Source organism: Gloeomargarita sp. SKYB120, from assembly GCA_025062155.1.
Lineage (GTDB): Bacteria > Cyanobacteriota > Cyanobacteriia > Gloeomargaritales > Gloeomargaritaceae > Gloeomargarita.
Genome location: JANXAM010000014.1, coordinates 1 through 26,206 on the forward strand (window position 1 = coordinate 1; position 26,206 = coordinate 26,206).

Consider the following 26,206-nt stretch of genomic DNA (forward strand, 5'->3'; position numbering starts at 1 on the left):
GAGATGGCTTCTACCGCCTTCTTACGCAAATCATAGTTATATGGTCTGGGCATTTTCTCACTCCCTAGCAACACGTTTATTATATGACAACCTTAAAAAGCTTGGCTATAACTGTACCCAACTCATCAATAACTTTCCTAACAAGCCCACCGTATAACCATTCATGATCACTTTGCTTTCCCATGACAACTACAATCAAATACTTAAAGCTCACTTGAGGTAGGTCAGTAAACAATACTACATCACCTGGTTTGCTGCCATTAGGCTATGTACGAAATCAAATAGTCTTGGCCTACTGTAGCAGCAACTGCACCAATAGCAGAATCAGGTGCAAAGTGCCTTTCAGGATAAGATGATATAACAATCGTTTCTAGTTCGCTTGCACAAATATTACCATACCCCAAGGCAATAAATTTGCCGGATTTAATTTCCTTGAACATTTTTGTTCCTACGGAATGTGATGCGCCAGCTCGCTTGTAGAAGTTGCTCACAGTTATTTCCTATACCCCTTACTTTATTAGTCTAGAGATGAATTGTGAAAGCGAACTGTTCCTTTAACAAGAGTTTAACATTACCCAGCAACCTGACTTGGACCCTTGTCCGCATCGAGTCCGAAGGACGGCTATCCCTACCGCCTTAGCCATAACACTGGCCTAACATAGACATAGAAGGAGTTGGTCACAAAGGATCATGTTTTACTTTGACCCGTTGTACTTGATATTGGCGCTGCCGGCTCTCGTGCTTGGCTTGTGGGCGCAGATGCGAGTACAGTCAGCGTTTCAACGCTATTCGCAAGTAGGGACTCGGTTCACAGGGGCACAGGCAGCCCGTCTGTTGTTGGATCGCTATGGCTTAAAAGGCGTGCGGGTAGAACGAGCATACGGTTTTTTAACCGATCACTACAATCCTTTGACGCGGGAGTTGTGCCTGAGTCCAGCGGTGTATGATGCGCCAACGGTCGCTGCTGTAGGGGTGGCCGCCCATGAAGCCGGTCATGCCTTGCAACACGCAGAAGGTTATGCCCCGTTGCAATTTCGCTCAGCGATTGTGCCAGTTGTGGCGTTTGGCAGTTGGCTGGGGCCGATCCTGTTCATGGTGGGGTTTGTTTTCAGCGCCCTGCGCATCTTGGCCTGGATTGGGGTACTCATTTTCGCCGCATCTGCCCTGTTTGCCCTGATTACATTGCCGGTGGAGTTTGACGCCAGCAACCGCGCCAAGAAACTGCTGGTGGCCGAAGGGATTTTAGCGCCCCAGGAAATGGTGGGGGTCAATGCTGTACTGGACGCAGCAGCGTTGACGTACGTGGCGGCGGCGATTCAGGCCATTGCCAACCTGCTGTACTACGTGCTGCTGTTACTGGGCAACCGGCAACGCGAGTAGCTGGAGAATTTCCTGGGCAATCCCTGCGGCGCCCCCGCCCCGTGCGACCCGTTCTCGGCCATTGCGCCGACAGCGTTGGTGATACAGTTCATCGTCCACAATCTGATGCACTAAGTGGGCCGCTTGTTGTAATTCCCTGTCGCCAGCGGGACCTTGGCCAACCGTTTGCACCGAACATCCCAGTAGTCGCATTTGCGCTTCGGCAAACCGGTACGTAAACTGCGGCCCACGCCCAGGAATCTGTATCACGGGTTTACCCAACCCCACTGCCTGCTCAATGGCTGTGCCGGCCATGCCCACGACCACGCGGCTCGCCCACAGAATGTCTGCAAATTGCGACCGGCTGTAGTGAATGACCCCCTTATGGCACTGGAGTTGTCCTTCCTGGTGCAACCATCCTTCAGCCTGGGCAAGTTCACTCAGCACTGCATCGGTGAAGCCAGGTACGAGCGCGGCCCACACCTGCACCTGGGGACGGATAGCGAACAGATAGCGACAAAAACGCAGTAACAACCGGAAATTGTCGGTGGCTTCGGGCAAACGACTGCCTGGCAAGAGCGCAACAACAGGATATGCATTGTGGACATTGATTGGCTGGCCGCTGGGTTCTAGTCCGTCCATGATGGGATAGCCGGCAAAGACGGCTTTGACCATACCCTGTTGCTGCAACTGTTTCGCCGTCAGACTATCGCGTGTGAACACTTTGCGACATCGGGGCGCTGTCAATCCCCACCAGGTTAGCGCTGGTAGTTGCAATCGGCCTTCGTAATAACTGGATGTGGACACGATAAACGCCACGTAGGGCCGACCAGACAGGCGGGCAAAGGTCAAGGGAACACCGTCGCCCACCGCCACCAGCAGGTCAGAATGGGGAGCCACCCGTTGCAACGCCTGCCATTGCTGCCAGGTCAACTGGGGTAGTCCCGCTAGCACGTCCTGCACCAGCACCAGCGGATTCATATAAACCAGGCCCCCCGATGGCAATGCCCGCACCGGCCCCACAACCGGAATGTCCAAGCGCCGGTAGGCCTGCCCCAACCCCACCAGCGGTAATGCCAGAACGTCTGCTCCCCCTAACTGGCGACAGGCATCGGCAATCAAACTGGCGTTTAAGTCTTCTCCATGCCCATTGCTGAGAAATAGCAGCCGCGCCATCTATTCCCAACCGGCCCAACCGCTGGTTATCAATGTCTTCAAGGCTTGTAGCCAGTCCCGCACTTGCGCCTGCCGCGTTTCAAAGGTCGCTGCCATCCACAATAACACCACACCAGCCGCTAACCCCAGCACCCAGATGAAAAAGCTATGGGTCGTGACAAACATCCAGACTTGGATCAATGCTTGCAGGGCAAAGACGAGCGTTCCCACCCACAGATAAGCCCGCACTCGTCGCCATAGACCCAACCCCGCCAGCGCCAATCCCAACGCCATCGTCAGCAATCCTGGTCCCCAAGCTCCTTGCGTTTCCCAAATCAACGTTGCCCCGATCAATCCCGTCGCCCAACATCGCAGTGCGTGGCGTTCTTCCCGTGTGTCCGCCTGCCGCCAATAGACATCTACCTGCGCCACATACAGCATTGACACGCCGATGATCAGGGCATAGGCCAAAAATGATGACCAGTCTTGCTCCCGCAGAAACTTGAACAATCCCCAATCCAGCAGCAGCAGACTGACATAGCTCCAGCGCAAGTTATCCTTGGCGGCCCAGGCGTAAAATGCCGCTGTCACCAGTAGATTCGGCCAGGTCACCCAGTTCCCACCGGCCATCCAGCCCAACAGCAACACCGTCCCCCCTGGCACCGCCCATCCCACCGCCTGCCAGCGCTGTTTTTCCGGCCATCCCCACCGTTCCCAAGGGGCGCTCACGAAAAATAAGCCCAGCAAACTGCCCATGGTCCCCGCCCAGGCGGCTAACGTCGTCTCCGCTACCAGCACCATCAATATATCGCCTACTGCTGCTAGAAATATCGCCGCCCCTGCCCATACCCATGGCCCTTGATGCCGCCCGTACCCCAAGGCATAAACGCTGCACAGCAATAGGACAATGGCATTACCTACAACACCACTTTGACTCGTAGGAAAGCCCAAGCGAATGGCTGCCAGCAGCACCGCCAATCCCCAGTGGGCATGTCCCAGGTAGAACGCCACTGCCGGTGCAATGACCCGGGCCCCCCAGCGTTGTAGGCCAACGTAGGCATAACTCAGCAGCATCGCCAACGCCGCCAATGCCATCCAGCCATCGCCCGGTTGTCCCGCCGGTTGTTGCAGGAGCCAATAGACCAGGAATTGATAGAGTCCTAACGAAATCGCCCCCCAACCGGTGTAGGTCAGCCATAGACTGAGCGAGCGCCAGCGCTGGATACTCAACACCACCAAGCCAAAACCCACTGCCGTCCAACCCGTTAAATCTGTCAAGGGTGTTCCCAGCCCTACGACCAAACCAATCGTGACGTAGAACAGGGGAATGACCATCACCCAGCGAGACGGTAATTGCCGCCGAAGCAGCACCAGCGCCACTAGACCCAAAACGGTATTGCCCAGCGCCAACACCAGCCAGCGGTCCGCCGTTGCCAGTACAGCGCCGACTCCCAGGGCTGCTTCCAATCCCAGCACCAGCATCCAGCCGACCCAGCCTTGCACGCGTTGATACAACCGGTAGGCCAGCCCTAGATTGACAATTCCCAGGCCGGTGAGCGTGCGGACAACAGTGCTGGTATCCGGCAAAACACCTGCGGTATAGGCGGGGGAAATCGTGTACACTGCCCCGAACAGCAGCCCCCCACTCACCACGGCTGCCCAATCATCGGCAATCCAGGCGTAAAGCTCTCGATGTAAAGCCAAATAGTGGCGGCCCGCCCACACCAGCAATAAAAACCCCGTCTCGAGTAGTGTTGTGATGACTCCCAGCTCATCGGGGATCAACCGCAGCCACAGCCACCAGCCCAGCGACAGCGTCACCCAGCCGGTCAGACCATTCGGCCATTGCCAGGCATTGAATGCGGTTATCACTGCTGCTAACCCCAACGCCAGCGTTCGCCATTCATCCGGCATCCAAAGCGCCACCAACCCCGCACTCACAGTTGAAATTCCCAGCCACCAGCGCGGTAATGGGCACGGCGGCTGCCAGGCCAGAATACTCAACGCCAAGGGGGGGAGCAGTCCGCTCAGCAACCAGGCATTTGAGGAACTCATGAGCCACTGTCCGTAACCCAGCGCCATGAGCACCAACCCCACCGGCCAGCCCGTTTGGCGCCAGCGATGCTCTGTACAGCACCAGCACCATTCCCCCGCCGCCCCTATGAATAAAAGCAACGCCCAAATCTCGCTCGGTAATTCAGGCGCCAGCCGGTCAACGGCAAATAACACGGCACTCCACGTCAAGGCTTGCCCTAGATAGACCCAACCGAGATGAACCGCTGGTTGTCCCCGCCCCCACCCCCACAGGTACAGAGCACAACTGCCCCAGACCAGCACCCGCCAAGTGGGATTGGCCAGGCTGAGCACACACAAAGCCGCCCCTAACGCCAGGGCAAACCATCGGCCATCACGAGCAAAATCGGCATTTCCCCGGCGCTCCCACCACTGGCTGACCGCTAAGACCACTCCCAATGCCGGTAGCCACAGCACACTGAGCAACACCATTGGCATCCCCAACGTGCCCCCGACCCGTTCCGCTGTGGTCAGGACTGCATCTCGTCCCGTTGCTGGAATCGCTGTCCACAGCAGCCACCAGGCTTGAAGTTGCAGCAATCCCAAACCCCAAATCCCTATCCTGGCACGGGTTTGATGCACCCACCGGTAAATCAGCGCCCCTAGCACCAGCACCATGCCGGCTGCTGACCATGCCCATTCCGCGCCCCAACTGGCCCACAACCATCCCGCCCACGCCAGCGGCCAGCCTACCCACTGCGGTCCCAACAGCACCAACAACCCACCGCTCCCGCCCACTGCCAAAGCCAATTCTCGCGCTGACCAACCCAACGTCCCAATGGCCCGCACCAGCAACAGCCCCACGCTCCCAGCAACCGCTATTTCCGGCCATTGCCAGCGCCTTTGCCGCAGCAGCACTGCCGTTGCCAAGCCCACACCCAGATACACCGCGCCGTAAATGACCACCGGTTGCGGCCAGTACGATTGCAGCCAAACTAACGCGAGCGCTACACCCGCCGACCGGTTCTGCCCCAGTAACCACCATCCCAAACCGGTTAGTATCAGCCCTGAGCCGATGGCGACTGCCAATTGTTCCTGCCACAATCCCAGCCCATCCATCGCCCAGAAGTTAATGGGAATCAACAGTAACGTCAGGCTCTGGAGTAAAGTCGTTGTCAAAGGCACCCGGTTCGTACGCCGTAACCGCCAGGTCAGACCGCCAAACGCCAGTGTGTACAGCGCCACAAGGGCGTACTGCCCGACCCGGCCCAAGACATCCCAAACGCTGACCACCAGCACCACCGACGACAGCACCACCAAAAACACTCCCACAAGTCCCAGCCAGAGAATGCTCAGCTCGGCTTGCAGGGATTGCAACAGCGCTGGTGGTTGAGCGACAGATGCCACCGGTTCAGTCACGACAGAAACCACTCCTCGGCGCTGGTTGGCCACTCTTGTCATGTACGGAATGAGCAGAATATCTACCAATTGCCCGATGCCGCCCAATCCGAAGGTAAAAAACCACAGCAATCCCCAGCCTATTTGCCCTAGGTAGAGCCGGTGCAGGCCGCACAGTCCCACAAAGCCCAATGCCCACAGTAGATAGGCTGTTCCTATGGATAGGGGCTGAACCGCTCCGCCTAATCGTCCAGGTTCCGTCACGCGAGACGACCTTGGCTCTACCAACGACGGAATTTCCCTGAGCGGTTGCGTGAGATAGTCCTGGCAAAACCAGGCCAGCTGCTTGTCCGATAGCAACCCAAGTTGTAGCCAACGTTCTAACCCCCCTAACAACTGTTCCGGCAACTGGGAGAAAACCACTTTCCCTTCGACTGGCGCCGTCACCAAACCCAATTCTGCCCAGGTCTTCATCCCTTGAATCACTCGGGGAATTTGGGCAGTAGTCGTGATGTTTAGCGTTAAATCAATCGTCCGCGCCCCTCGCTGGATAATCGCTAGGTTTAGGGTTGCACCTTCCCACAATCCCCGCTCTTGCCAGTCTTGTAACCCCGCCACTAGCGCATCCGCCGATTGGCTGGAAAAACGCAACACATATCCTGCGGCTGGGGACATAACCCACTAGGGCGAGTTGCTCTTAGATATACCATATCGGTCTAGGTTAACCAAGCTGAACGGGCAAAGCAGCTTTAAGATGGATAGCCAGATGAACTGCGTGGAGTCTTTTATGGAATGGTTCAACCGCTGGGTAATGCCCTTGCTCCTAGTCCTGATGTTCGGGGTAGCGTTAGTTGCCGTAACGGCGCGTTCCTTTTTACCAGGAGACATGGCAGCGCCAGCACCGACGGGTGTAATTTTGCTGAGCGTTCTCAAAATGATTTGCGTGCTGTAGCTAAGTACAGAATGCTTGGCACGAGCAACCGCTGAAATCTTTGAGCAGCCGGCCTTAATTCCGGCGTGCCTGTGACAATCTAACTGTTTTCAGCTATAAATAGCTAAGCCGCTTCAGTTTGTTAGAAAAATGGGAGAAAAACCAAGGGCGGGGCTGCGCCCTGCGACTCCTAGCAAACATTGATGGCTCAGCTATAGTAGGTTCTGATGGCTCTTTGCCCACCCTGACCACCTCTCAAATAGGTTGCTATATCTCCTACTAGCAGATTAGAAACTTAACCTTTCACTAACAAAAATTTAACCCTAATATAACTACTATATGCACCTTAGCCTGATACAACTAACCCCTGTTGGCCATTGATTGCATCGCTAGGAAACTATGTCTGTTTCACTAACTCATGCAACGGTTTATACAGAGACTTTTGATATTTTCACAGACCCTAGTAGCACAACGTTTGTGACCCACCAGTCCCCTGTTGCAAATGATAGCAATGTAGCTACTGTAACTGCCTTTTCGTTGGTTGGTGAACAAACCGTGCAGTTCAGTAGTATCCTTAGCGAAACTAAAACCGGTGGCCTAACGCCTCCTATCGTCAATAATTTTGACACGAATCTGGGGACAGGTTGGCAAGTTTTTAGTGTAGATAGTGATAAAGCAAACACCTGGTTCTTTACCCTTGCTCAGGGCGGTCGTGCTGAAGTTAACGGGTTTGGTGACAGCGCGCCGGCTAATGATTGGTTAATTTCACCCCCTGTCAATTTGGATATCTTCAGTCAAGAGATTGTTTCCTTCACGACGTTTACCCAGTTCACTGACATTGGGCTACCCGTCAGTCAACAGCTACGATTTCTCTACTCCACCAACTACAGCGGTTCAGGGGACCCCAGCCTGGCCACCTGGATACCCCTGTCCTTTACACTGCCAGCTGCCAATAGCCAGGTGGATACCTTCTCGGGCAATATCGATCTAAGTGGTATCACTGGTAGTAAGGTCTATTTCGCCTTTCAGTACAAATCTTCGGGTACGGGAGCGAACACCTCTACCTTGTGGCGCATTGACAACTTTAATCTTAGGGATGCGGAGCCTGGTTTCTCGATTGTGGAAACTGATAATGTGACTGCGGTTGTTGAAGGGGGTGTTTCTGATAAGTACGAAATTGCCCTCATTCGCAATCCCTCTGCGCCCGTACAGGTTACGGTCAACCCTAATCCCGATTTACTCTTTAGTACCGATAATGTCAATTTTTTTAGCACAGTGACCCTCACGTTCACCAGTGGCCTTCGACCGCAAAGTGTGTTTGTTAAGGCGGTTAATGATACGACAGCAGAAGGCTTTGAACGTGTAACAATTACGCATACGGTTCGTACTAGCGACCCCAGCTACAGTCTTCTCTCGGCACCTACATCTGATCATTAATGACGACCGCATCACCCCCATCTATGAGATCCAAGGGGCAACCCATACGTCAATCGCCAAGGGTTTACCCATCAAAACTCAAGGGGTTGTGACCGCGAAAGCAAGCAATGGTTTTTACCTGCAAGACCCTGTCGGTGATGGCAATCCGGCCACGTCTGACGGGATTTTTGTCTTCACGGGTAGCGGTTCACCTATCCTGAGCACGATTGCTGTTGGGAAAAGCTATCAGGTCAGCGGCAAGGTGACCGAGTTTGGCACCGGTCTCAATCTCACCATTACTCAGATAACGAGTCCGACGGTCACGCCGATTGCGTCGCTTGGGACAGTGACGCCCACCGTCATCGGAGCGCTGGGCGGTCCGGGTGTGCGTGTTCCGCCAACGCAAGTAATTGATGATGACAATTTCACGGCCTTTGAGCCTGCAACGGACGGAATCGATTTCTTTGAGTCCCTTGAGGGGATGGTGGTTACTATCCGTAATTTCGTGGCGGTTGCACCGACGTTTGGTTCTGGGAATAATGCCAACATTTGGGGACTCTCTGATCAGGGCAAAGGTTCAACTGGCTTGAGTTTGCGGGGGACGAGCAACATTGCCCCTGGAGACTTTAATCCTGAAAAAATCCAAATCCGTCAAAACGACACGATTCTCCCCGGTTTTGCATTCCCAAATGTCAATGTGGGGGACCGCCTAGGGGATATAACGGGTGTTGTAACCTACAGCGGTGGCAATTACGAAATTATCCCCATTCAGCCCTTCAGGGTCGTGAATCCTACGGCTTTGACACCGGAAGTGACAACCTTCCCCAGGCTCGCCAATCGGAGCAACCAACAGTTACTCATTGCTAGCTACAACGTGCTCAATCTTGACCCTAATGACAACGATGGGGATACGGATATTGCGGATGGGAGGTTTGCAACCATTGCCCGGCATATTGTTAATAACTTAGCTGCCCCTGATATTATTGGTTTGCAAGAGATTCAAGACAATAGCGGGAGAGTGGATGATGGCACGACGTCTGCTACCGTGACTCTCCAGACACTGGTTGATGCTATTGACTTGGCCGATGATGGCCGGTTAAACGGTAGCTTGGTTTATCGGTTCATTGACAACCCCTTTATTATCAATAACCAGGTAGGGGGTGAACCAAGTGGGAACATCCGCACGGCTTTCCTGTACAATCCAGCGCGGGTTGCGGTGGTTCCCAATTCGGTGGGGACGCTTGACCCCAATGGTAACTTCACCCAAAGCCCCGTTAATTTCTTCAATAGTCGTCCGCCGCTGGTAGCCCGTTTTGTCTTTCTCCCTAACGGGCAGGAACTTACGATTGTGAATAATCACTTCACGTCAAAAGGCGGTAGCGCACCTTTGTTTGGCACCGTCCAGAATTTTGCCGCCTTGCAGGAAGACACCAACGTGAATGCTGGGTTGGCAAACCGTCGTCTCCAGGCCCAGGCGGTGGCAAACTATCTCAACTTTGTGCGCTCCCGCAACCCCGATGCCAACCTGGTGGTGCTGGGAGACTTAAATGAGTTTGAGTTTGTGTCACCGCTACAGATTGTGGCGGGCACCTTGCAGAGCAGTCCCGATGGTTTGAGTGTTACGCCGACGAGACAACCGGCTTTTATGCGGAATTTGATTGACACTTTGCCCGAAAATGAACGCTACAGTTTTATTTTTCAAGGAAATTCCCAGTCCCTAGACCACATCTTGGTATCCACCAACCTCGAAATCAACGCCAAGATTGACATTGTCCATGTCAATAGTGAATTTGCAACGACGCCGAGTACCGCTAGTGACCACGAGCCACTCGTCGCGCTCATCAATTTCACCATCAGGGGGACGACGGGCAACGACGTTCTCACGAGTGGGGATACGGATGACGTCATGGATGGGGACACGGGTAGCGACACACTGGATGGTCGTGGCGGGGATGATGTGCTCATCGGTAGTTCCGGCAATGACCGGCTGTTGGGTGGACTAGGCAATGATTTACTCAGTGGCGGCTCCGGCTCTGACGAGCTTTTGGGTGGGCCGGGAAATGATGTCCTTGATGGGGGGTCTGGCTTTGATGAACTCACCGGTGGTCAGGGGAATGATGTCCTTGATGGCGGTTCCGGTTTCGATACGGTTATTGAAGGGTACACCGGTTCCAGCGATGGCCAATACCTGATTACAGACCAGGCCATCATCCACAGGAATGCAGCCGGTACAGCCCTCGTACCTGACGGTCTCGGAGAAGATACGCTCATCAGCATCGAAAGGGTAGTCCTTACCGGCGGCAACGGCAATGAAGTTTTCGACGCCAGTGGATTCAGTGGTGTATTGGGTGTGGAGTTGAACGGGGGGGCTGGGAACGATGTACTCGTTGGCGGTTTCGGGACGGATGTGCTTACCGGTGGTGCTGGGAGTGACCGCTTTGGGTTCACCGCCAGCGCTGCGTTTAGTGCTTCGGCCCACAACCCTGACGTGATTACGGATTTCGACCCCAATCAGGATTTCCTTGTGCTGAGCCGCACGATGTTTGATGGCTTCGTTGAAGGGACTGCGAGTGGCACGCTGCTCAGTGGTGGCACGCCCGTAAGCAGCGGTGATTTTGCCGTTATCAACGTTCCCTTGTCCCAGGAGCAGGCCGTTGCGGGTAATGCCACAGCTCTAATTGTGTACAACCAGCAAACGGGTCACTTGTTCTATAACCAGAATCGGGGCGTGGCCGGCTTTGGAACTGGCGGCCTGTTGGCCACACTGGTGGGTACCCCCAACCTGACTGCTAGTCGGGTCTTACTCGTCCCCTGAAGCGCCGGTCGTTGACGGCCTGCTTATGCTACTGTTGACGGGACGCTCTCAGAAGGGAGTGCGCAAGTGGTGCAGCCTATTGCCTCCTGGCGCATGGGTTGCCGGCAATGAGTTCCCCCCAGGCGCGACCGGAGTTGCCGCTGGCGCTGGTGGAAACCTCGTTTTTGGCGAGTGCAGCTAGCTTGGCCTGGTTGACGAGTTTTTACCTGGGTTTGACGCCGGTGCTGCGGTTGTTTCTGCCGATTCCGTTGGCCATGGCGACCCGTCGCTGGGGGCATCGCTGGGGCTGGCTGGGATTAATCACCACGTTTTTGCTCCTGTCGGTGTTGATGGGACCGCCCCGTGGGTTGGCCTATATCCTGCGCTACGGCTTCCTGGCGGTTATGCTGGGCTATCACTGGCGCCGCGGCACAGGTTGGGGGATGACCATCCTGCAGGCAATTGGCGTGGGAACGGTGGGTTTTTTTGCCCAGATTGGCGTGCTGTCGGTTTTGGTGGGGGAAGACCTCTGGCTGTACATCACCAACCAGGCCACGGGGGCGCTGGAATGGCTCCTGGACCGGCTGGGGATTCTCTGGCAACCAACGGTCTGGGCGATTCAAATGGCAACGGTAGTGCTGGTGATGCTCAACACGGCGGTCTATACCTTGGTGGTGCAATTGATGGCCTGGGCGCTGCTGGAGCGATTGGATGCACCCGTTCCCCCCCCACCGGTTTGGCTGCGGGCTTGGTTGGGCTTGGATGAACCATGATCCAAACCCATAGCCAGCTTCTTCAGGTAGCCGATTGGTGCACCCAGGTGCAAAGGCAGCCCCCCGCCTTGATTTGCGTGCTGGGATTTACGGAAACCGCTTTGCGCCCAGGGATTTCCGCTGCTGGGGCTACCCCCTGGTCGCGACGGTTTACAGCCGCCGCCGATGCAGAGTTTTTAATCCATGGCCCCTGTTCCCAACCGGTGTATCCCCTACCGCCCTTGACGGCTGGGGTTTCGCCGGTGTACATCACGCGCGCCCTGGTACAGGCCCTGGACCTACCGGTGCGTCTGGTCAACGCGGGGTTGCCAGTGCCGCTGTCTGTTCCGGCTATGTCCCTGGGTCCGGTGCTTGCCCGCTGCGTCAGTACGGGAAACGCCATGGACCGGGCTGCTGTGGATTTACTCTGGCGACAGGGATGGGAGCTGGGAAAACAGCTATTGCAGTCACTTCCGCGGCCCTACTACGTCATCGGGGAATGTGTGGTGGGAGGAACAACGACGGCCCTAGCGGTATTGACGGGGTTGGGGTGGCCAGCCCAGGGACGGGTCAGTAGCAGCCATCCCAAGTGCAATCACGCCCAGAAATGGCACCTGGTGCAAACGGGTTTGCACCATTGCCGTGGCCAGTTGGGCGATCCCTGGTCAGTGGTGGCCGCCCTGGGTGACCCCATGCAGGTGGTGGTGGCGGCCATGACGCTGGCGATGCACCAGGATACTCCGATTCTGTTGGCGGGGGGAACGCAAATGCTGGCGGTGTGGGCCTTGATCCAGGCCATCGCCAACCACGAAGCTTTGCCCTGGCAACCCGAACGAGTCCTAGTCGGCACGACCAGTTGGGTGGTTCAAGACCCCAGCGCCCAGGTCGTTGCCTTGGCGCAGGCGCTGCAAGCACCCTTAGCAACGGCTAACTTGAATTTCCAGGCCTCCAGCTATCCGGCACTGCGGGCCTATGAACAGGGCTTTGTCAAAGAGGGGGTCGCCGCCGGAGGATGCGCAATCGCAGCCCACCTGTATCGTGGCTGGGGGAACGCCCAAGTGCTGGCTGCTGTGGAAACCCTGCTCAAGCAGTCGGCAACGCTAGCTTCACCAGACGGCTGACCAGTTCCGGGTAGGGAATCCCGCTGAGTTCCCAGAGCTTGGGGTACATGCTGATCGAGGTAAAACCGGGGATGGTGTTGATCTCGTTGACAATCCAGCGGCCCTCGGGGGTCAAAAACCAATCCACCCGCGCCAGGCCTCGCCCCTCGAGCACCTGAAAAACCCGCAGGGACAGGCGCTGGACTTCAGCCACCTGGTCGGGCGTGAGATCCGCTGGCGCTTTCAGCAACGCGCCCTGGGCGTCCAGGTATTTGGCGGCGTAGGAATAGAACTCGTGCTGGGGGATGATTTCGCCAGGAACCGACGCCTGGGGCGGCGACCCATCCAAAATGGCGCATTCGATTTCCCGTCCCACAATGGCCTGCTCCACCAGCGCTTTGGCGTCGTACCGCCAGGCCAGGGCCAAGGCCGGACCCAATTCATCAGCAGTATGGACTTTGGTGATCCCCACCGACGACCCCATGTTGGCCGGTTTCACAAACAGGGGCAACCCCAACTGGGCGACCAACGCTTGCGGGTCGACCGTCTCCCCGCGCCGGTAACAGCGATGGGGGGCCACCGCCAAACCCGCCTGGGTCAACAGCCGTTTCATCACCTCCTTGTCCATGCCCAGCGCCGAGCCGAGCACACCCGCACCGACAAACGGTAAACCCGCCAGGGTGAGCAACCCCTGCACCGTGCCATCTTCACCGCAGGGGCCGTGCAGCACCGGAAACACCACGTCCAAGGGCAACAGTTCCCACTGGTGCTGTTGACACACTGCTAGGCCTTGACCGGGTAGCACGCCCACCGGTGCGAGACCCTGGTCAAAGGTGGGCAACCGCTGGGGGTCCGCCTGCTGGAGCCAGGCCGGGTCGGCCAACCACCAGTGCCCCCGCCGTGTGATGCCGATGGGAATTGCCGTGTAATGGGCAGACGCCAACGCCGCCAGGACATTGCGCGCTGATTGCACGGAAATTTCGTGCTCTGCTGACTGGCCCCCAAACAGCACCCCAACCCGGATCATTCCGCCAGCACCGAACTCCGGGTCAAGGGCACCTCCGCGCGCGCAGGGCTGGGGTCCAGCTTTTCGATATAGGGGCGGATGTCGTTCAGGTCAATATAGCAGTCGGCGGCGTTGCGCAACTCCCGCGCGATCATCCCCTCAGTAGAGACCACAACGATATGGGTGTTTTTAGAACGTAGCAGTTCCACCGCCCGTTCAAAGTCGCCGTCGCCGCTAAACAGTACCACTCGGTTGTACTGCTCCACCGTGTTGAACATATCAATCACAATTTCAATATCTAGGTTGGCCTTTTGTAGGTGCCGGTTGGACTGTTCGTCGTAGAATTCCTTGAGCAGTTTTGTGCGCACAGTGTAGCCCAAGTTAATCAACGCATCCCGAAAGCTTCGCTGGTCGTTGGGGTCCTTGATCCCAGTGTACCAAAAGGCATTCACCAAATGGACATGGGGTTCGCGGGTAAAGTAGTCCAGCACACGTTTGGGGTCAAAAAACCAACCGTTTTTCTGCTGGGCATAAAACATATTATTCCCATCAATGAAGATGGACAGATACACATGGGGATAAGTCATATCTATCGCTAAAAAAATAGGCTCTCTCCATCTTAGCAAGGTTTCACCAGGGATTTCCTACCAGGGTAAAAGCTGCCCAGTTGTGGGGATGCGAAAAGTACTGTTCGCCCCCGGACGAGCTAGGTAACGGGAGTCCCCTTTGTTGGCCTTGCCGCCGCCACTCGCCGTCTCGCAGGGTGATTTGCTGTCGGAGTAAAGCCACCTGCGCCCCTTGCAGTGCGGTGGCCATCAAGGCCAGGGTGCTCTCATCACCTACGGACCAGAGACTGGCCAGCACCGATTTGATGTCGGCCTTGGCCGCCACTCCCGCAAATCCCATTTCTGCCCCTTTGTCCTCTACCGCCGTTCGGCACGCGTTGAGGACCAGCAAATCCATGCCCTCCCAAGGCAATTGGGTCATCTCCGACAAGCCTAGACGACGCTCCCAGAACTGGATGTGGGAATCATGGATTGCGCTGGGGCGAAAATCGGTATGGGTGGCAAGATGGACAACGTTGTATCGACGTTGGCGCTGTTGGGTCCGCAGTTGGTCAATTGTAAAGGCCGCTCCCGGCCATTAAGTGGTGATGGTCGCCGGTTCAACGGGCACGGCTGGTAGCGGGGGATGCTCGAAAAATTCCGACGCCCCTATTGCCAGGACGCGCAAATTCGGCAGGCGGGTGCGGTCATGATTGGTCAAGCTGTAGGCCGGCATACGCCCCACGGCGTATTTTTCAGTCAAGTCAGTCAAGAACTGTTGCCCGTCGTGCAGAGCAGCAAAGGGCACCGTGCGCAGTCCCGGCCTAGCGCAAAAAATGAGCGCCTGGATATGCTCTGCCTGCAAGGCCGCCTCCAAGGGAACAATGAGCCACTGGTGTAAAGGGCTTGCGCTAGCGGCAGGTAACGCTCGAGTTGGTGGGGGTATGGCCTGTAAAAACTGATCCGCCGTCGGTTGCAAAACCTCAGGGACCGCGTCGGTCACCCGTCTGACAACCAGGCCCCCGCTCGGCAGCATCAGCAGGAGTTCTAGGTCCGTTGCGCGCGGCACTACGTACAGCACAGCCACTCGTTGCAAATCCTGGCCCACCTGCTGTTGGGTCAGCACGGGAACGGTCCATTCCATCCGCAGGTGGCATAATCGTCTTTACCAAAGAGCCTCGATTGGGTTGACGGGGTCAAGTCCCAGCGTGACCTGAACGGGCGCAAGCTGGGGCAAAGCCAGATGGCCTGTCAAACTCAGAACGAATACAACCAAAGCCTGCTGCCGTTGCATGACGCCTGGCACGCAGGTAGGGAAAAGGTGCCGTGGACACTGCGCCAAAGAACAAGCGGACTTTCTACCCAGGCGCAAAACGATTCTAACCAAACCCCCTGTGGTTTGGCCAATCCCTTGACTTCGTTGACAGATATTCATCTCTGGCTACAAAAGTGCATAAATGGTTCAGCAGTTGGTAACCCGCGCGCGCCACCGGGCTGCTCCCTAATTCCAGGAATTACGCAGACCGACGCTGAGGCGATGGCGCTTGGTTTAATTCCAGGAGTCCGGGCGGCAACACAAGTTCCAGTCGTCCCTCCGCCAGATTCACCACCGGCACCAGTTCCGGCACAAAGGGCACCCAATGCACTTGGCCGGTCGGCGTGGTAATTTCTAACAAATCGTTACCGGCGGGAATCACCGCCGTGACCCGCCCCAACATCGCACCGGCATGCCAGGCGGTGAGACCAATTAAGTCGGGTACGTAGAATTCATCCGGCTCCAGATGAGGACGGTCTGCCTCCGACACCCACAGCGTCGCGCCCCGAAGCTGTAGAGCTTGTTCAGGGGTTTGAATTTCCTGAAATTGGACAATGTACAGGCGTTTGCCCGGTACAGGACGAGAACGCACCAGCGTCAAGGGTTGGGGTTGCGGCTGCTGCGGTAGGGAATACCAACGCACCCCCGGCTGGGTAAACCGCTCGGGAAAGTCGGTAAGGGACAAGACTTTGACCTCCCCGCGTAGGGCATGGGGCGCTAGGATTCGACCGATTTCGCGCATGGGCCGTGCAGGTAGGTCTGCCACCGCTGCAGGACTTGCCGCAACTCCTCCTTGTGGACGGGCTTGCTCAGGTAGTCGTCCATCCCGGCGGCCAGGCATTTCTCCCGGTCCTCCTTCATGGCGTTGGCGGTCAAGGCCACCACAATCGGGCGCTGGGGCAACCGCCCCTCCCGGTGCAATTCGTGCAGGCGGCGCGTCGCAGCAAACCCGTCCAGCACCGGCATTTGACAGTCCATCAGCACCAGGTCGTAGGGGAAACGCAACGCCATTTCCAGGGCCTCCTGACCATTGGCCGCCACGTCGGCTTTGTAGCCTAGGCTTTCCAGTTGTTTGAGGGCCACCTTCTGATTCACAGGATTGTCCTCCGCTAGGAGAATGCGCAGGGTACTAACAGGCACAGTGGAAGCGGGGCTGGGCATCGCCGTTGTTGCCGGCGTCAGGGTGCCCTCCAGCACATTCATAATCGTATCCAGCAAACGGGAGGCCTTGACGGGTTTGACCAGATGGGCGGCAAACCCAATCGCTTGTGCCTGTTGCGCATGCTCCTGCAGGGGACTGGAAGTGAGCATGATCAGGGGTGTCTGGGCCAGTTGGGCGTCGGCTTTGACCTGCCGCCCTAGCGTTAACCCGTCCACCTCAGGCATGTTCATGTCCACCAGCACCACCGCGTAGGACCGCTGCCGCATTTTTGCCAGTGCTTCGGCCGCCGAAGCTGCTTCTTCGACTTCCAATCCCCAGCGGCTCGCGTGGTAGCGCACCACCTTGCGGTTGATGGGATGGTCGTCCACCACCAGCAGCGCCTTGCCCTCCAGCGGTTGGGTCGAAAGCGCCGGAGCTTCCGCTGTCGGTGCCGCTACGGCGGGCAAGGGCACGGTGAAGAAAAAGCGCGACCCCTGTCCAGGGGTGCTCTCTAGCCCGATTTCACCCCCCATCAAGGTCACTAGTTGCTTGCAGATGGCCAGGCCCAACCCCGTGCCGCCGAATTTGCGGGTGGTGGAGACATCCGCCTGGGTAAAGGGACGAAACAGACGGCTTTGCACCTCCGGTGGGATGCCAATCCCTGTGTCGGTGACGCTAAACAGCAGCAAGGGCGGGTGTTCCCCTGGTTGCACCCGGATCACCACTTCGCCGCGTTCGGTGAATTTGATGGCGTTGCTCACTAGGTTCATCAACACCTGGCGTAGGCGGGTGGCGTCACCCCGCACCCAGGAGGGCACCTGTGGGTCTACCAGCGCGGCGATCTCTAGCCCCTTGACGTGGGCCTGGGGCGCCAGCAGGTCCACCACCTCCTCCACCACCGTCAACACCTCAAAGTCGAGCGCCTCCAGTTCCACCTGGCCCGCCTCGAGCTTGGACAGGTCGAGAATTTCGTTGATGAGATTCAACAGAGTGTCGCCGCTGACCCGAATGGTATTGACAAAGTCGCGCTGCTCGGGGGTCAAGGGGGTCTCTAGCAGCAGACCGGTCATCCCCAGCACGGCGTTCATCGGGGTGCGAATCTCGTGGCTCATGTTGGCCAAAAAGGCGCTTTTGACCCGCGACGACTCCTCAGCGGCCCGCCGCGCCTGCTCCAGCTCCTGCAGCAAATGGGCTTGGGTCAGGGCTACCCCCACTTGGTCCGCCAACTGGGTGAGCAAGTCCTGTTCAAAGGCATTCCAGATGCGGGGTTTGGCGTACTGGTGACAGACCAGCATCCCCCACAGCTCTGCCTTACGCATCAGGGGCACCACCAGTTGGGCCTGGATCCCCAGCGCCTGCAGTCGCCCTAGCTGGGTGGTGAGTTCATCGGTCACCAGGAGTTGCCCTTGCCGCAGCCAGGCCAGCTCGTCCGCTATGCTTTGATACCACTGGTCCGTCCAGTCGTCGCTAAGGGTACAGTCGCCGCAACAGGCCTGGGCCACCACCGCTTGCTGGTCGAGCGCGTAGATAAATGTGCGGTCGGCCTGGATGATCTTTTGCACCTCGTCCACGGTGGTTTGCAGGATCACCGGCAAGTCTAAGCTTTGGCGGATTTTCAGGGTGATGTCGTTAAAAATTTGCAACCGGCGATTCTGGCGCGCCAGCTCGGCTTCCGCCCGTTTGCGGTCGGTCACATCCCGGAAAATCCCCCGCGTGGCGACCGGACAACCCCGCTCGTTATAGGAACAACTGGTGCTGCCCTCAAGCAGGCGGGTTTCCCCATCCCGCGTCCGCACCCGCAACTCCACAAAGGGGAGCGTCCCCGTCGCCAGCAACTGCTGGAATTTCTCGCGGCAGGCCTCGCGGGCGTCGGGATGGAGGACGTCCCAAATGGTTAAACCGACAATCTCCTCATCGCTGTAGCCCAGAGTCTGTTTCCAGGCCCGATTCACGTACAGGAACCGCCCCTGCATATCCACGCTTTGGATCAGGTCGTAGGCGTTTTCAAACAAATCCCGGTAGCGGGCTTCGCTGGCGGCCAGGGCTTGGCGCGCAGCCTGTTCCTCGGTGATGTCAATCCCAGCGGCGATGACGTACTCGGTCTCCCGCTGGTGGTCGGTCAGCAGGGTGGCAGTCCAGCGGATCAAGCGCTTGTCGCCAGTGCGGGTGCGCCAGTGGTTTTCGTAGGCGGTCAAGGGCTGACCCTGCAGCAGTTGGGCAAAGGCAGCTCGCACACTCTCCTGTTCCTCCGGTGGCACCAGCAGTTCCCAGACCGGTTGTCGGTTGACGTCGGCCAGGGTGTAGCCGCTGAGTTCTTCGCAAAACCGGTTCCAGCGTACCACTCGCCCGTCGTCATCCAGCGCCAGGATCAAGGCGGGGGTGGTTTGGAAGATGGCCTCCGTGAGGTGGGTCTCCTGCTGGGCAGCCTGCTGGGCCTGCTGACGCGCTTGGATTTGCCGCGCCACAAACACCGCTGTTGCCCACAGGATTGCAAAATTCAACACCAGCCCGCCGCTGAACAGGTGCTGGGCTTGCTGGTTGACGGCCGCTAACCGGTCTAGCCGTTGTTGCAGCAGGTATTCCTCTGTCCGGCGCATCGCCTCCAGTAGCTCCCGCACCTCCTGAGTCAGACGGCGTTGGGCCTCGGAACGCACGGCCCGGATACTGGCCGGTTGCCCCTGCTGCTGGTACAACCGAATGCTCTGGTCCCAGTGGAGCAACGTGGTGGTGGTAAGGGTGTGGAGCCGGTCCCAGCGGGCCTGCTGGGCGGCGTTGTCCTGGATCAAATGCCGTAGAGTCTGCAGGGTCAGTTGCAGGTCGGTGCGGGTTACCTCGTAATCCCGCAGGTTCTCCGCCTCACCGGTTAGGAGATAACTGCGGTGCTGGCTTTTCAGGGTCGCTAGCTGCGCTTCGATTTGGGTTAGGGACCGCAACACCTGCTCCGTATGGCGCACCCACTCCTCGGAGGCCATTTGCGCCTGCCAGCTGCGCAGCAGGGCGTTTCCACCCACCACCAACATCACCGTGGCGGCGCTGAACCCCAACAGCACGCGGTTCACCCAGGGAAAAGTTGTCTTGGTTTTTTTCGGGGGCAAGGCCATCCCAGCAGCCAGCGCTCTATGGTACCAGTCTAGTCCGCCAACCGGTTAATCTGGTAAAAAAGCCTCTGCTGGAGCGCCTGTGTCCTTGGTCAATCCCCTGCACTATCCCTTGGCTGTGTTCCTGGGGGTGCTTGTGTGGGTCGTCGGCGTGCGAGTTGGGTCCCTGCCGCGGCTGCTTGTGGTGCCGGTAGGGGTTGGGGTGGCCCTGGGCGCAAGTGGGTTTTTGCACCAGCGGGAGCTTCAGGCGCGACTCGACCCGGCCTTGGCCCGGCAAATCTCGGACCTGCGACAACAGGTGCATCGTTTGGTGGAAGGAGCCGAACAGGTTCGAGCCGAAGCGGCGCGGTTGTTGGCTGATGCCCCCGATTTCGACCTGCTGATTACGGTGCAGGAGGTGTGCGACCAGGTGCAAACCCTACCCCAGGCGGTGGAACAACAGCTCGCGCGGCTCCGGCAGATGGATGAAGCGGTGTTGTCCGTGGAGACGCTGGAGCGGCAACTGGCCCAGGTGCAACGCCAGCAACGGCACGTCGGTCCTGCGGCCTCAGAGCAGTTTGCCCAATTGGCTGCGAGTTTAGCTCGCAATATCCAGCTTGCCAAGGCCGGTCAGGACATCCGTTCGGCCCACCTCACAGCGCTGGCAACCCTAGTGCAGGATGCGGCGGGGGTCCTCCAGCAATTGCAAAACCAACTGCGGGCGATGGAGGTGGGCAATCCACGCCAACGGCAGGAGGTGCAGGCTTTGAGTGAAACCCTGCGGGGGTTTGAACAGCAGATGACCATCCTGACGCGCCGTTAATGGACCTGCTGCGCTCGTTGCCCCTGGGTCTTTACCTGGAATCCCCCCAGACTTGGTTGCACTGGCTGGATGCGCGGGTGAAGTTAGGCTGGTTGATGGCCCTCCTGCTGACGCCCATCCTGGCCAATGGTCTCTGGCGTGGGGTATTGGTAGCCCTGCTGGTGGCGCTAACCCTGCTTTCCGGTCTACCCCCGCGGGTGTGGCGCAAGCAACTGGGCGGTTTGGCCGCCTTTTGCCTGGTCTTGCTGGTGGTCATTGCCCTGGCGCCGGACGGTTTGGCGGTGACGACGCAACCGCGTTTACCCTCTGAGGACGGCACGCCGCCGACCTCCTACGACTACGTGCTGTGGCGCTGGCACTGGTTCACGGTCACCCAGCGCTCCTGGCAATTGGCCTGGCGGTTAAGCAGTTTGTTTTTCACGCTGGTCTATGCCACCCACCTGTACCTGCTGACGACCCCCAGCGAAGCGATTGCAGCGGCCATGACCTGGTGTTTACAACCCCTGCGGCGTTGGGGATGGCCGGTGGCAGAAATCAGCCTCAGTTTGACCCTGGCGCTGCGGTTTATCCCCCTGGTGTTGGAGGAGGTGCAAAATCTGGTGCGGTCGGTGCAGATGCGGGGGATTCGTTGGTCCAAGTTGAAATTGCGGCAGGTCATCCAGGTGTGGCTGCGAGTGGCCGAGCGACTGCTGGTAAATTTGTTTCTCCGAGCGGAACAGGTGGCGACGGCGATGGTGGTGCGGGGCTATCAACCCGGTCAAGCGCCTCCGTTGCACTGGCGACCAGCGCGATGGCAGTGGGGCGATACGCTCGCAGTGCTGGCCCTGCTGGGATTGTGCGGCGCACGCTGGGTCTATGGTGGGAGCTAACTGGGTCTGGCGGGAATGGCCTCTGGAAGGACGCACCGGTAGCCAGGTGTTTGCCCGGTTAGGGTTGACCCAGCCGGTAGCGGCGCTGCTGGAAAGCCCGCCAGGGAGTGGGGGGCGGTATTCCCTGTGTGCTGCTGGTCAGCGCTGGGTGGCCCTGGAGGTCCAGTCGTTGCTCCCCTGGATGCGCCGCCACTTACGACGTGTGCCCCAGCTTGGAGCGCCGGAGCCTGTTCCCTTTGCGGGCGGCTGGTGGGGCTGGCTGGCCTACGAAGCGGTATGGGGCTGGGAACGCTTGCCCCCCTTGGCGCCCGACCCGTTGCCCTTTCCAGTGGGGTTTTGGTTTCAACCGGATTGGTGCGCCGTTTTGGACCACCAGGAGAACCGGCTATACCTAGGCGCAGGCGATGGCGACCAGCTCCGAACCCTGGCGCAGCAGTTGCACCGCGCGGCAGAACTCGATTTTCCCGACCAAGCGCCGAACGGTCCGGTGCAATGGCAATTATCTCCCTGGGACTACCAGCAGCGGGTACAGAAGGTGCAGGCCCATATCCGGGCAGGAGACATTTTCCAGGCCAACTTGTCGGTGCGGTTCGGGGTGCCGACGGCGGCCCATCCCTGGCGCGTCTATCAGCGCTTGACCCGGTTGAATCCGTCTCCCTTCGCCTGCTACTGGCAGACACCCTGGGGCCAAGTGGTCAGTTGCTCGCCGGAGCGCCTGGTGCAGGTGCAGGGAGATAGAATCGAAACCCGTCCGATTGCTGGCACACGACCTCGGGGACGCACGCCCGCCGAGGATAGCGCCCTGGCGGCGGAACTGCAACAACACCCCAAGGAGCGGGCCGAACACATCATGCTGGTGGATTTAGAGCGCAACGACCTGGGACGGGTGTGCCAGACCGGTTCCGTGCAGGTGGCGGAGCTGTTGACCATCGAGCGTTACAGTCATGTGATGCACCTGGTAAGCCGGATTACTGGCAAACTGCGCCCGCAATGGACGCCTGCGGACGTGTTCCAAGCGGTGTTTCCTGGGGGCACCATCACCGGCTGTCCCAAGGTTCGTTGTATGGAAATCCTCCAGATGCTGGAACCCCAGCGCCGCAACTTGTTTTACGGGTCCTGCGGCTACTGGGACTGGCGAGGCCGGGCTGATTGGAATATCTTGATCCGCACGTTGCTGTTTCCGGCGGGTGCCGGCATGGCCTGGGGACAGGTGGGCGCGGGCATTGTCAGCGACAGCGACCCTGAGCGGGAGTGGCGTGAATCGCTGCAAAAGGCCCAGGCGCAACTTGTGGCATTAGGTGTCCCGGACGACAAATCCCTTGGCAGTTGGGCTTAAAATGAGCTACTATACGCCATGTTAGTTACTCCCTGTGGAATGTTGGCTCTAGTCGTGGAGACTAGAGCTTTTTACTCGGCCGGAACTGGTCATTGCCCCCAGCCAAGCCACTTGAGTTTGTCAAGTAATCAACTGGAAAACCAGGAACAGGGCTGCGTCCTACGACCCAAGTCCAGACTAGACCCTACCCAACCTGTAGACGAGTGCGACACAACCGTCAGTTGGCAACCCCACGGGTGTTCAATGGTGGATAAGTCGTTTTTGCGAGCTAGGGCCGGCCCGTGCTAGATAGCCTCATCGCGCTGATTCTCTGCGGTTTTTTGGGAGGACAGATTGCCCAGCGATTGCGGGTACCGGCGCTGGTGGGCATGGTGCTGGTGGGCATAGCGCTCGGCCCCCAGGGGTTGCAGGTGCTCCGTCCCGAACTACTGGCGGGGGCGTCGGATGTGCGGGTCATCGCCGTGATGGTGATTTTGATGAAGGCGGGCCTGGGACTCGACCGGGAAAAACTGAAGCAGCAGGGCACTGTGGCCCTACGCCTGGGTTTTCTCCCAGCGCTCGGGGAGATGGTGGTCGTGGCGATAGCGGCGGCGGCCCTGTTGACCTTTGATTGGCAACGGGGACTGCTTCTGGGCTGTGTGCTAGGGGCGGAATCACCGGCGGTGATTGTCCCCGGCATGTTGCGGCTCAAGAGTTTGGGCTGGGGCGTGGACAAGGGCATCCCCGACGCCATCTTGACGGGGAGCGCCCTCTCAGATGTGCTGCTGCTGTTGCTGTTCAATTTGTTGATGGGCTGGTTGACGGCGCAAACCGAAACCGCCAGTCTCTGGTGGTGGCCGGTGCAGGTGCTGGCCCAAGTCGGGTTGGGGGTTGCGCTGGGCTGGTTAATGGCCCAGGTGCTGGTGTGGTTGTTCGTCCGGCAAAACTGGACTCAGAATGCGGTGCAGGAGGGACTGCTGACGGCAGCCCTAGCCCTGTCACTTGTCGTCGGCGCTGAACGCCTCCCCTGGTATTCCGGTTACCTGGCGGTGATGGCCACGGGCTTTTTTCTCATCGAAGTGGACGCTCCCCTAGCCCGACGGTTGCGGGGGAGTTTCGACGGTCTGTGGGTGGGCGCGGAGTTGTTTTTGTTCGTCCTGCTGGGGGCGAGTATTCCTCTAGCGGTGCTGGGAACGATCTGGCGCGACGGACTCTTGATCCTGGCGCTCGGGACACTGGTGGGTCGAGGGTTGGGCTGGTGGCTCTCCACCTGGGGCAGCAACTGGAATCCCCGAGAACGGCTCTTTCTGCTGGCGGGGAATTCCGCCAAAGCTACGGTGCAGGCGGCGATTGGGGCCTTACCCCTGGCGGCGGGCATCCCCGGGGGCGAGCAGATCCTAGCCCTGGCGGCCCTTTCTATCCTGGTGACGGCTCCCCTGGGCGCTTGGGCAATTCCCACCTTTGCGCCGCGATTGCTCAGCCGAGGCCCGGTAGACCCCACCAAGGTCAGTGTGGGACAGCCAGTGGTGGTGTTGGCGGCGGTGGATGTGTCCCCCCTGGCGGTGGCGGTGTTGACCAAGGCCGCCGAGTTGGCCCGCCGTAGCGATGGCCGGGTGGTGGTTCTCCATGTCGTGCAAGTAGCCGACCCCGCAGGCATCACTTGGTTGCGCCAGCAAACCAACCGTCTCCTGGCTGATATTCGCCACGAGTTGCTCTGCGTCGAAGGGGCGGTCGTGGAAACCATCCTGCGCACGGCGGCAACGGTGGGGGCGACCGAAATCGTCATGGGCAAGCGGGGACAACGCCCGGAACTGCTCATGGGTTCCGTGTCACAGGCGGTCCTGGAAAGCAGTCCCTTGCCCGTGGTTGTGGTCGAGGAGTCGCGCTAGGGTTGGGCGGCGGTTTCCGCCTGATGCACCAGGTAAATCTGGCGCAGCGTGCCGTTGATAAACCGGTAGCTGTCGGCCCCGCAGTAGCGCTTGGCCAACTCCACCGCTTCGTTCATCACGACTTGCACCGGCGTCTCCAGAAACACCATTTCCGTCGTCGCCAGCCGGAGAATATCCCGCTCCATGCGATGCAGCCGGTGGAGCTGCCAGCCGCGGATGCCCCGTTGCATCAGGTCGTCAATTTCCTGGCGGTGGGCGTACCAGGTTTGAAGCAAGGTCAGGGCAAACTGACGCACCTCTGCTTGGCCCGCCAGGTACACCCACTCTGGCAAATGGGTCGCGGTTCCCAGGTAGTTAATCGCCGTACGGGTAGCCTCCATCGCCTCCTGGAGATGGGCCTGGGCGCTGGCCGGGTGCAATTCCAACTGCTCATAGGCCCGCTTCAAAGTGCTGCTGGCTTGCTCTAGGGTGTCCTCCAGTTCCTGGGTCAAGGTGCGAATCGCCGCCAGGATCAACTCCTCCAGGTCAACCGCCTTGCCTGGCGCCATCTGACTCAAGCCCAACAAGGCCAGCTCGCGCGCCACGCGCCGGGGTTGCATTAGACCCGCTCCGAAGGCAACAGGGATTCCGGAGAACCCGCCAGGGTGGGGTTAACGATGCCCCCCGAAACCAGCAGTTTGAAGGCGTCCTCCACCGAGATGGGCAACGGTACAATGTCCCGCTCCGGTACCATGGCGTACCACCCCGTCGCCGGGTTGGGGGTCGAGGGGATAAACACGCTCACCAGCGTCTCCTGGCGCGGCACCGGCAAGGCGCGCTCAATCACCTCCCCTGGTGTCCCAGTCACGAAGGCCACCGCCCACACATCTCGGCGGGGATATTCCACCAGCACCACCCGGCTGAATTTTTGACCCGAGTCCCGCAACAGCGTTTCCAACAGTTGCTTCAGCGTTCGGTAGACCGACCCGGCCAGGGGAATTTGCTGCAGAATCTGCTCCCCTAGGTTCAACAACCACCGGCCCACGATATTGCGCGCCATCAGCCCGATGAGCAAAATGCCCACCAGCGGCACCGTCAACCCTACGCACAAATTCACCAGGTCCTGCAACAGGGGCGGTAAATTCAGGGGGTTCAACTGCTTGGGGATGCGGGTCAACAGCCGGACCACCCAGTTGGCCGTGACAAAGGTGATCCAAATCGTGGTCGCTAGGGGGATGACCACCAGCAATCCCGCAATCAGGTCATTCTTCAGGTCCTGCCGCCAAGTGGACATAGGCCCATCACCAGCCTTGTGTGTTTGAAATTAGC

General features: G+C 58.6%; 19 protein-coding genes and 1 pseudogene. 10 read left to right on the forward strand and 10 right to left on the reverse strand.

The genetic code is table 11. The features are described from left to right. Positions 1 to 260 precede the first annotated feature (260 nt). Positions 261 to 491 carry a hypothetical protein gene (locus NZ705_06570; protein MCS7292622.1) on the reverse strand — a complete coding sequence of 77 codons (231 nt, stop codon included), beginning with the start codon at positions 489 to 491 and terminating at the stop codon, positions 261 to 263. A gap of 199 nt (positions 492 to 690) precedes the next feature. On the opposite strand from NZ705_06570, the gene NZ705_06575 reads away from it, so the two are divergent. After that, a complete protein-coding gene (locus NZ705_06575) occupies positions 691 to 1,380 on the forward strand; it encodes a zinc metallopeptidase (protein MCS7292623.1) in 690 nt (229 codons plus the stop codon). Here the strand turns inward: NZ705_06575 and NZ705_06580 are convergent. Continuing rightward, positions 1,354 to 2,535, reverse strand: a complete 1,182-nt coding sequence (locus NZ705_06580; protein ID MCS7292624.1) for a lipid-A-disaccharide synthase-related protein — start codon at positions 2,533 to 2,535, stop codon at positions 1,354 to 1,356. The two genes, NZ705_06575 and NZ705_06580, sit on opposite strands and share 27 nt — an antisense overlap. Next, positions 2,536 to 6,600, reverse strand: a complete 4,065-nt coding sequence (locus NZ705_06585; protein ID MCS7292625.1) for a TM2 domain-containing protein — start codon at positions 6,598 to 6,600, stop codon at positions 2,536 to 2,538. A 112-nt stretch (positions 6,601 to 6,712) separates the two neighbouring features. Between NZ705_06585 and NZ705_06590 the strand changes: the two genes are divergently transcribed. From NZ705_06590 to NZ705_06610, 5 genes are all read left to right on the forward strand, one after another. Continuing rightward, a complete protein-coding gene (locus NZ705_06590) occupies positions 6,713 to 6,877 on the forward strand; it encodes a hypothetical protein (GenBank protein ID MCS7292626.1) in 165 nt (54 codons plus the stop codon). Positions 6,878 to 7,255: 378 nt separating this feature from the next. Continuing rightward, on the forward strand, positions 7,256 to 8,293 hold the full coding sequence (locus NZ705_06595; GenBank protein ID MCS7292627.1) for a DUF5017 domain-containing protein: 1,038 nt from the start codon (positions 7,256 to 7,258) through the stop codon (positions 8,291 to 8,293). Positions 8,294 to 8,381: 88 nt separating this feature from the next. Further along, positions 8,382 to 11,087 (forward strand): hypothetical protein, encoded by a 2,706-nt coding sequence (locus NZ705_06600; GenBank protein MCS7292628.1) that lies wholly within the window; start codon positions 8,382 to 8,384, stop codon positions 11,085 to 11,087. A 107-nt stretch (positions 11,088 to 11,194) separates the two neighbouring features. Then, complete coding sequence (locus NZ705_06605; GenBank protein MCS7292629.1) at positions 11,195 to 11,839, forward strand: DUF2232 domain-containing protein; 645 nt, start codon at positions 11,195 to 11,197, stop codon at positions 11,837 to 11,839. Then, positions 11,836 to 12,939, forward strand: a complete 1,104-nt coding sequence (locus NZ705_06610; protein ID MCS7292630.1) for a TIGR00303 family protein — start codon at positions 11,836 to 11,838, stop codon at positions 12,937 to 12,939. The genes NZ705_06605 and NZ705_06610 overlap by 4 nt, the downstream gene beginning before the upstream one ends. Here the strand turns inward: NZ705_06610 and NZ705_06615 are convergent. From NZ705_06615 to NZ705_06635, 5 genes and pseudogenes are all read right to left on the reverse strand, one after another. Further along, positions 12,902 to 13,945, reverse strand: coding sequence for a D-alanine--D-alanine ligase (locus NZ705_06615; protein ID MCS7292631.1), 1,044 nt, complete (start codon positions 13,943 to 13,945; stop codon positions 12,902 to 12,904). The genes NZ705_06610 and NZ705_06615 overlap by 38 nt on opposite strands. Continuing rightward, positions 13,942 to 14,511: an NYN domain-containing protein gene (locus NZ705_06620; protein ID MCS7292632.1), complete on the reverse strand. Its 570-nt coding sequence runs from the start codon at positions 14,509 to 14,511 to the stop codon at positions 13,942 to 13,944. The genes NZ705_06615 and NZ705_06620 overlap by 4 nt, the downstream gene beginning before the upstream one ends. A 43-nt stretch (positions 14,512 to 14,554) precedes the next feature. Then, a pseudogene (locus tag NZ705_06625) lies at positions 14,555 to 15,505 on the reverse strand (CHAT domain-containing protein). A gap of 478 nt (positions 15,506 to 15,983) precedes the next feature. Further along, positions 15,984 to 16,526, reverse strand: coding sequence for a ribosome maturation factor RimM (gene rimM / locus NZ705_06630; GenBank protein MCS7292633.1), 543 nt, complete (start codon positions 16,524 to 16,526; stop codon positions 15,984 to 15,986). After that, positions 16,502 to 20,026, reverse strand: a complete 3,525-nt coding sequence (locus NZ705_06635; protein MCS7292634.1) for a PAS domain S-box protein — start codon at positions 20,024 to 20,026, stop codon at positions 16,502 to 16,504. Before NZ705_06635 ends, rimM begins: the two co-directional genes overlap by 25 nt. 79 nt (positions 20,027 to 20,105) lie before the next feature. Here NZ705_06635 and NZ705_06640 point away from each other — a divergent pair, with 79 nt between their 5' ends. From NZ705_06640 to NZ705_06655, 4 genes are all read left to right on the forward strand, one after another. Continuing rightward, positions 20,106 to 20,825, forward strand: a complete 720-nt coding sequence (locus tag NZ705_06640) for a hypothetical protein (protein MCS7292635.1) — start codon at positions 20,106 to 20,108, stop codon at positions 20,823 to 20,825. Next, positions 20,825 to 21,694, forward strand: a complete 870-nt coding sequence (locus NZ705_06645) for an energy-coupling factor transporter transmembrane protein EcfT (protein ID MCS7292636.1) — start codon at positions 20,825 to 20,827, stop codon at positions 21,692 to 21,694. The genes NZ705_06640 and NZ705_06645 overlap by 1 nt, the downstream gene beginning before the upstream one ends. Continuing rightward, complete coding sequence (locus NZ705_06650; protein MCS7292637.1) at positions 21,681 to 23,030, forward strand: anthranilate synthase component I; 1,350 nt, start codon at positions 21,681 to 21,683, stop codon at positions 23,028 to 23,030. The genes NZ705_06645 and NZ705_06650 overlap by 14 nt, the downstream gene beginning before the upstream one ends. Positions 23,031 to 23,311: 281 nt before the next feature. After that, a complete protein-coding gene (locus NZ705_06655; GenBank protein ID MCS7292638.1) occupies positions 23,312 to 24,898 on the forward strand; it encodes a cation:proton antiporter in 1,587 nt (528 codons plus the stop codon). Here NZ705_06655 and nusB read toward each other — a convergent pair. Both nusB and NZ705_06665 read right to left on the reverse strand, forming a co-directional pair. Next, positions 24,895 to 25,497, reverse strand: coding sequence for a transcription antitermination factor NusB (nusB, locus tag NZ705_06660; protein MCS7292639.1), 603 nt, complete (start codon positions 25,495 to 25,497; stop codon positions 24,895 to 24,897). The genes NZ705_06655 and nusB overlap by 4 nt on opposite strands. Next, entirely contained in the window at positions 25,497 to 26,171 is a 675-nt protein-coding gene (locus tag NZ705_06665) for a DUF502 domain-containing protein (protein ID MCS7292640.1), read from the reverse strand. Before NZ705_06665 ends, nusB begins: the two co-directional genes overlap by 1 nt. Positions 26,172 to 26,206 lie beyond the last annotated feature (35 nt).

Excerpts from the sequence above, each read along its gene's own strand:
- NZ705_06575 (MCS7292623.1), top strand. The coding sequence starts at position 691 with ATGTTTTACTTTGACCCGTTGTACTTGATATTGGCGCTGCCGGCTCTC.
- NZ705_06580 (MCS7292624.1), bottom strand. The coding sequence starts at position 2,535 with ATGGCGCGGCTGCTATTTCTCAGCAATGGGCATGGAGAAGACTTAAAC.
- NZ705_06585 (MCS7292625.1), bottom strand. The coding sequence starts at position 6,600 with ATGTCCCCAGCCGCAGGATATGTGTTGCGTTTTTCCAGCCAATCGGCG.
- NZ705_06590 (MCS7292626.1), top strand. The coding sequence starts at position 6,713 with ATGGAATGGTTCAACCGCTGGGTAATGCCCTTGCTCCTAGTCCTGATG.
- NZ705_06595 (MCS7292627.1), top strand. The coding sequence starts at position 7,256 with ATGTCTGTTTCACTAACTCATGCAACGGTTTATACAGAGACTTTTGAT.
- NZ705_06605 (MCS7292629.1), top strand. The coding sequence starts at position 11,195 with ATGAGTTCCCCCCAGGCGCGACCGGAGTTGCCGCTGGCGCTGGTGGAA.
- NZ705_06610 (MCS7292630.1), top strand. The coding sequence starts at position 11,836 with ATGATCCAAACCCATAGCCAGCTTCTTCAGGTAGCCGATTGGTGCACC.
- NZ705_06615 (MCS7292631.1), bottom strand. The coding sequence starts at position 13,945 with ATGATCCGGGTTGGGGTGCTGTTTGGGGGCCAGTCAGCAGAGCACGAA.
- NZ705_06620 (MCS7292632.1), bottom strand. The coding sequence starts at position 14,511 with ATGACTTATCCCCATGTGTATCTGTCCATCTTCATTGATGGGAATAAT.
- rimM (MCS7292633.1), bottom strand. The coding sequence starts at position 16,526 with ATGCGCGAAATCGGTCGAATCCTAGCGCCCCATGCCCTACGCGGGGAG.
- NZ705_06635 (MCS7292634.1), bottom strand. The coding sequence starts at position 20,026 with ATGGCCTTGCCCCCGAAAAAAACCAAGACAACTTTTCCCTGGGTGAAC.
- NZ705_06645 (MCS7292636.1), top strand. The coding sequence starts at position 20,825 with ATGGACCTGCTGCGCTCGTTGCCCCTGGGTCTTTACCTGGAATCCCCC.
- NZ705_06650 (MCS7292637.1), top strand. The coding sequence starts at position 21,681 with ATGGTGGGAGCTAACTGGGTCTGGCGGGAATGGCCTCTGGAAGGACGC.
- nusB (MCS7292639.1), bottom strand. The coding sequence starts at position 25,497 with ATGCAACCCCGGCGCGTGGCGCGCGAGCTGGCCTTGTTGGGCTTGAGT.
- NZ705_06665 (MCS7292640.1), bottom strand. The coding sequence starts at position 26,171 with ATGTCCACTTGGCGGCAGGACCTGAAGAATGACCTGATTGCGGGATTG.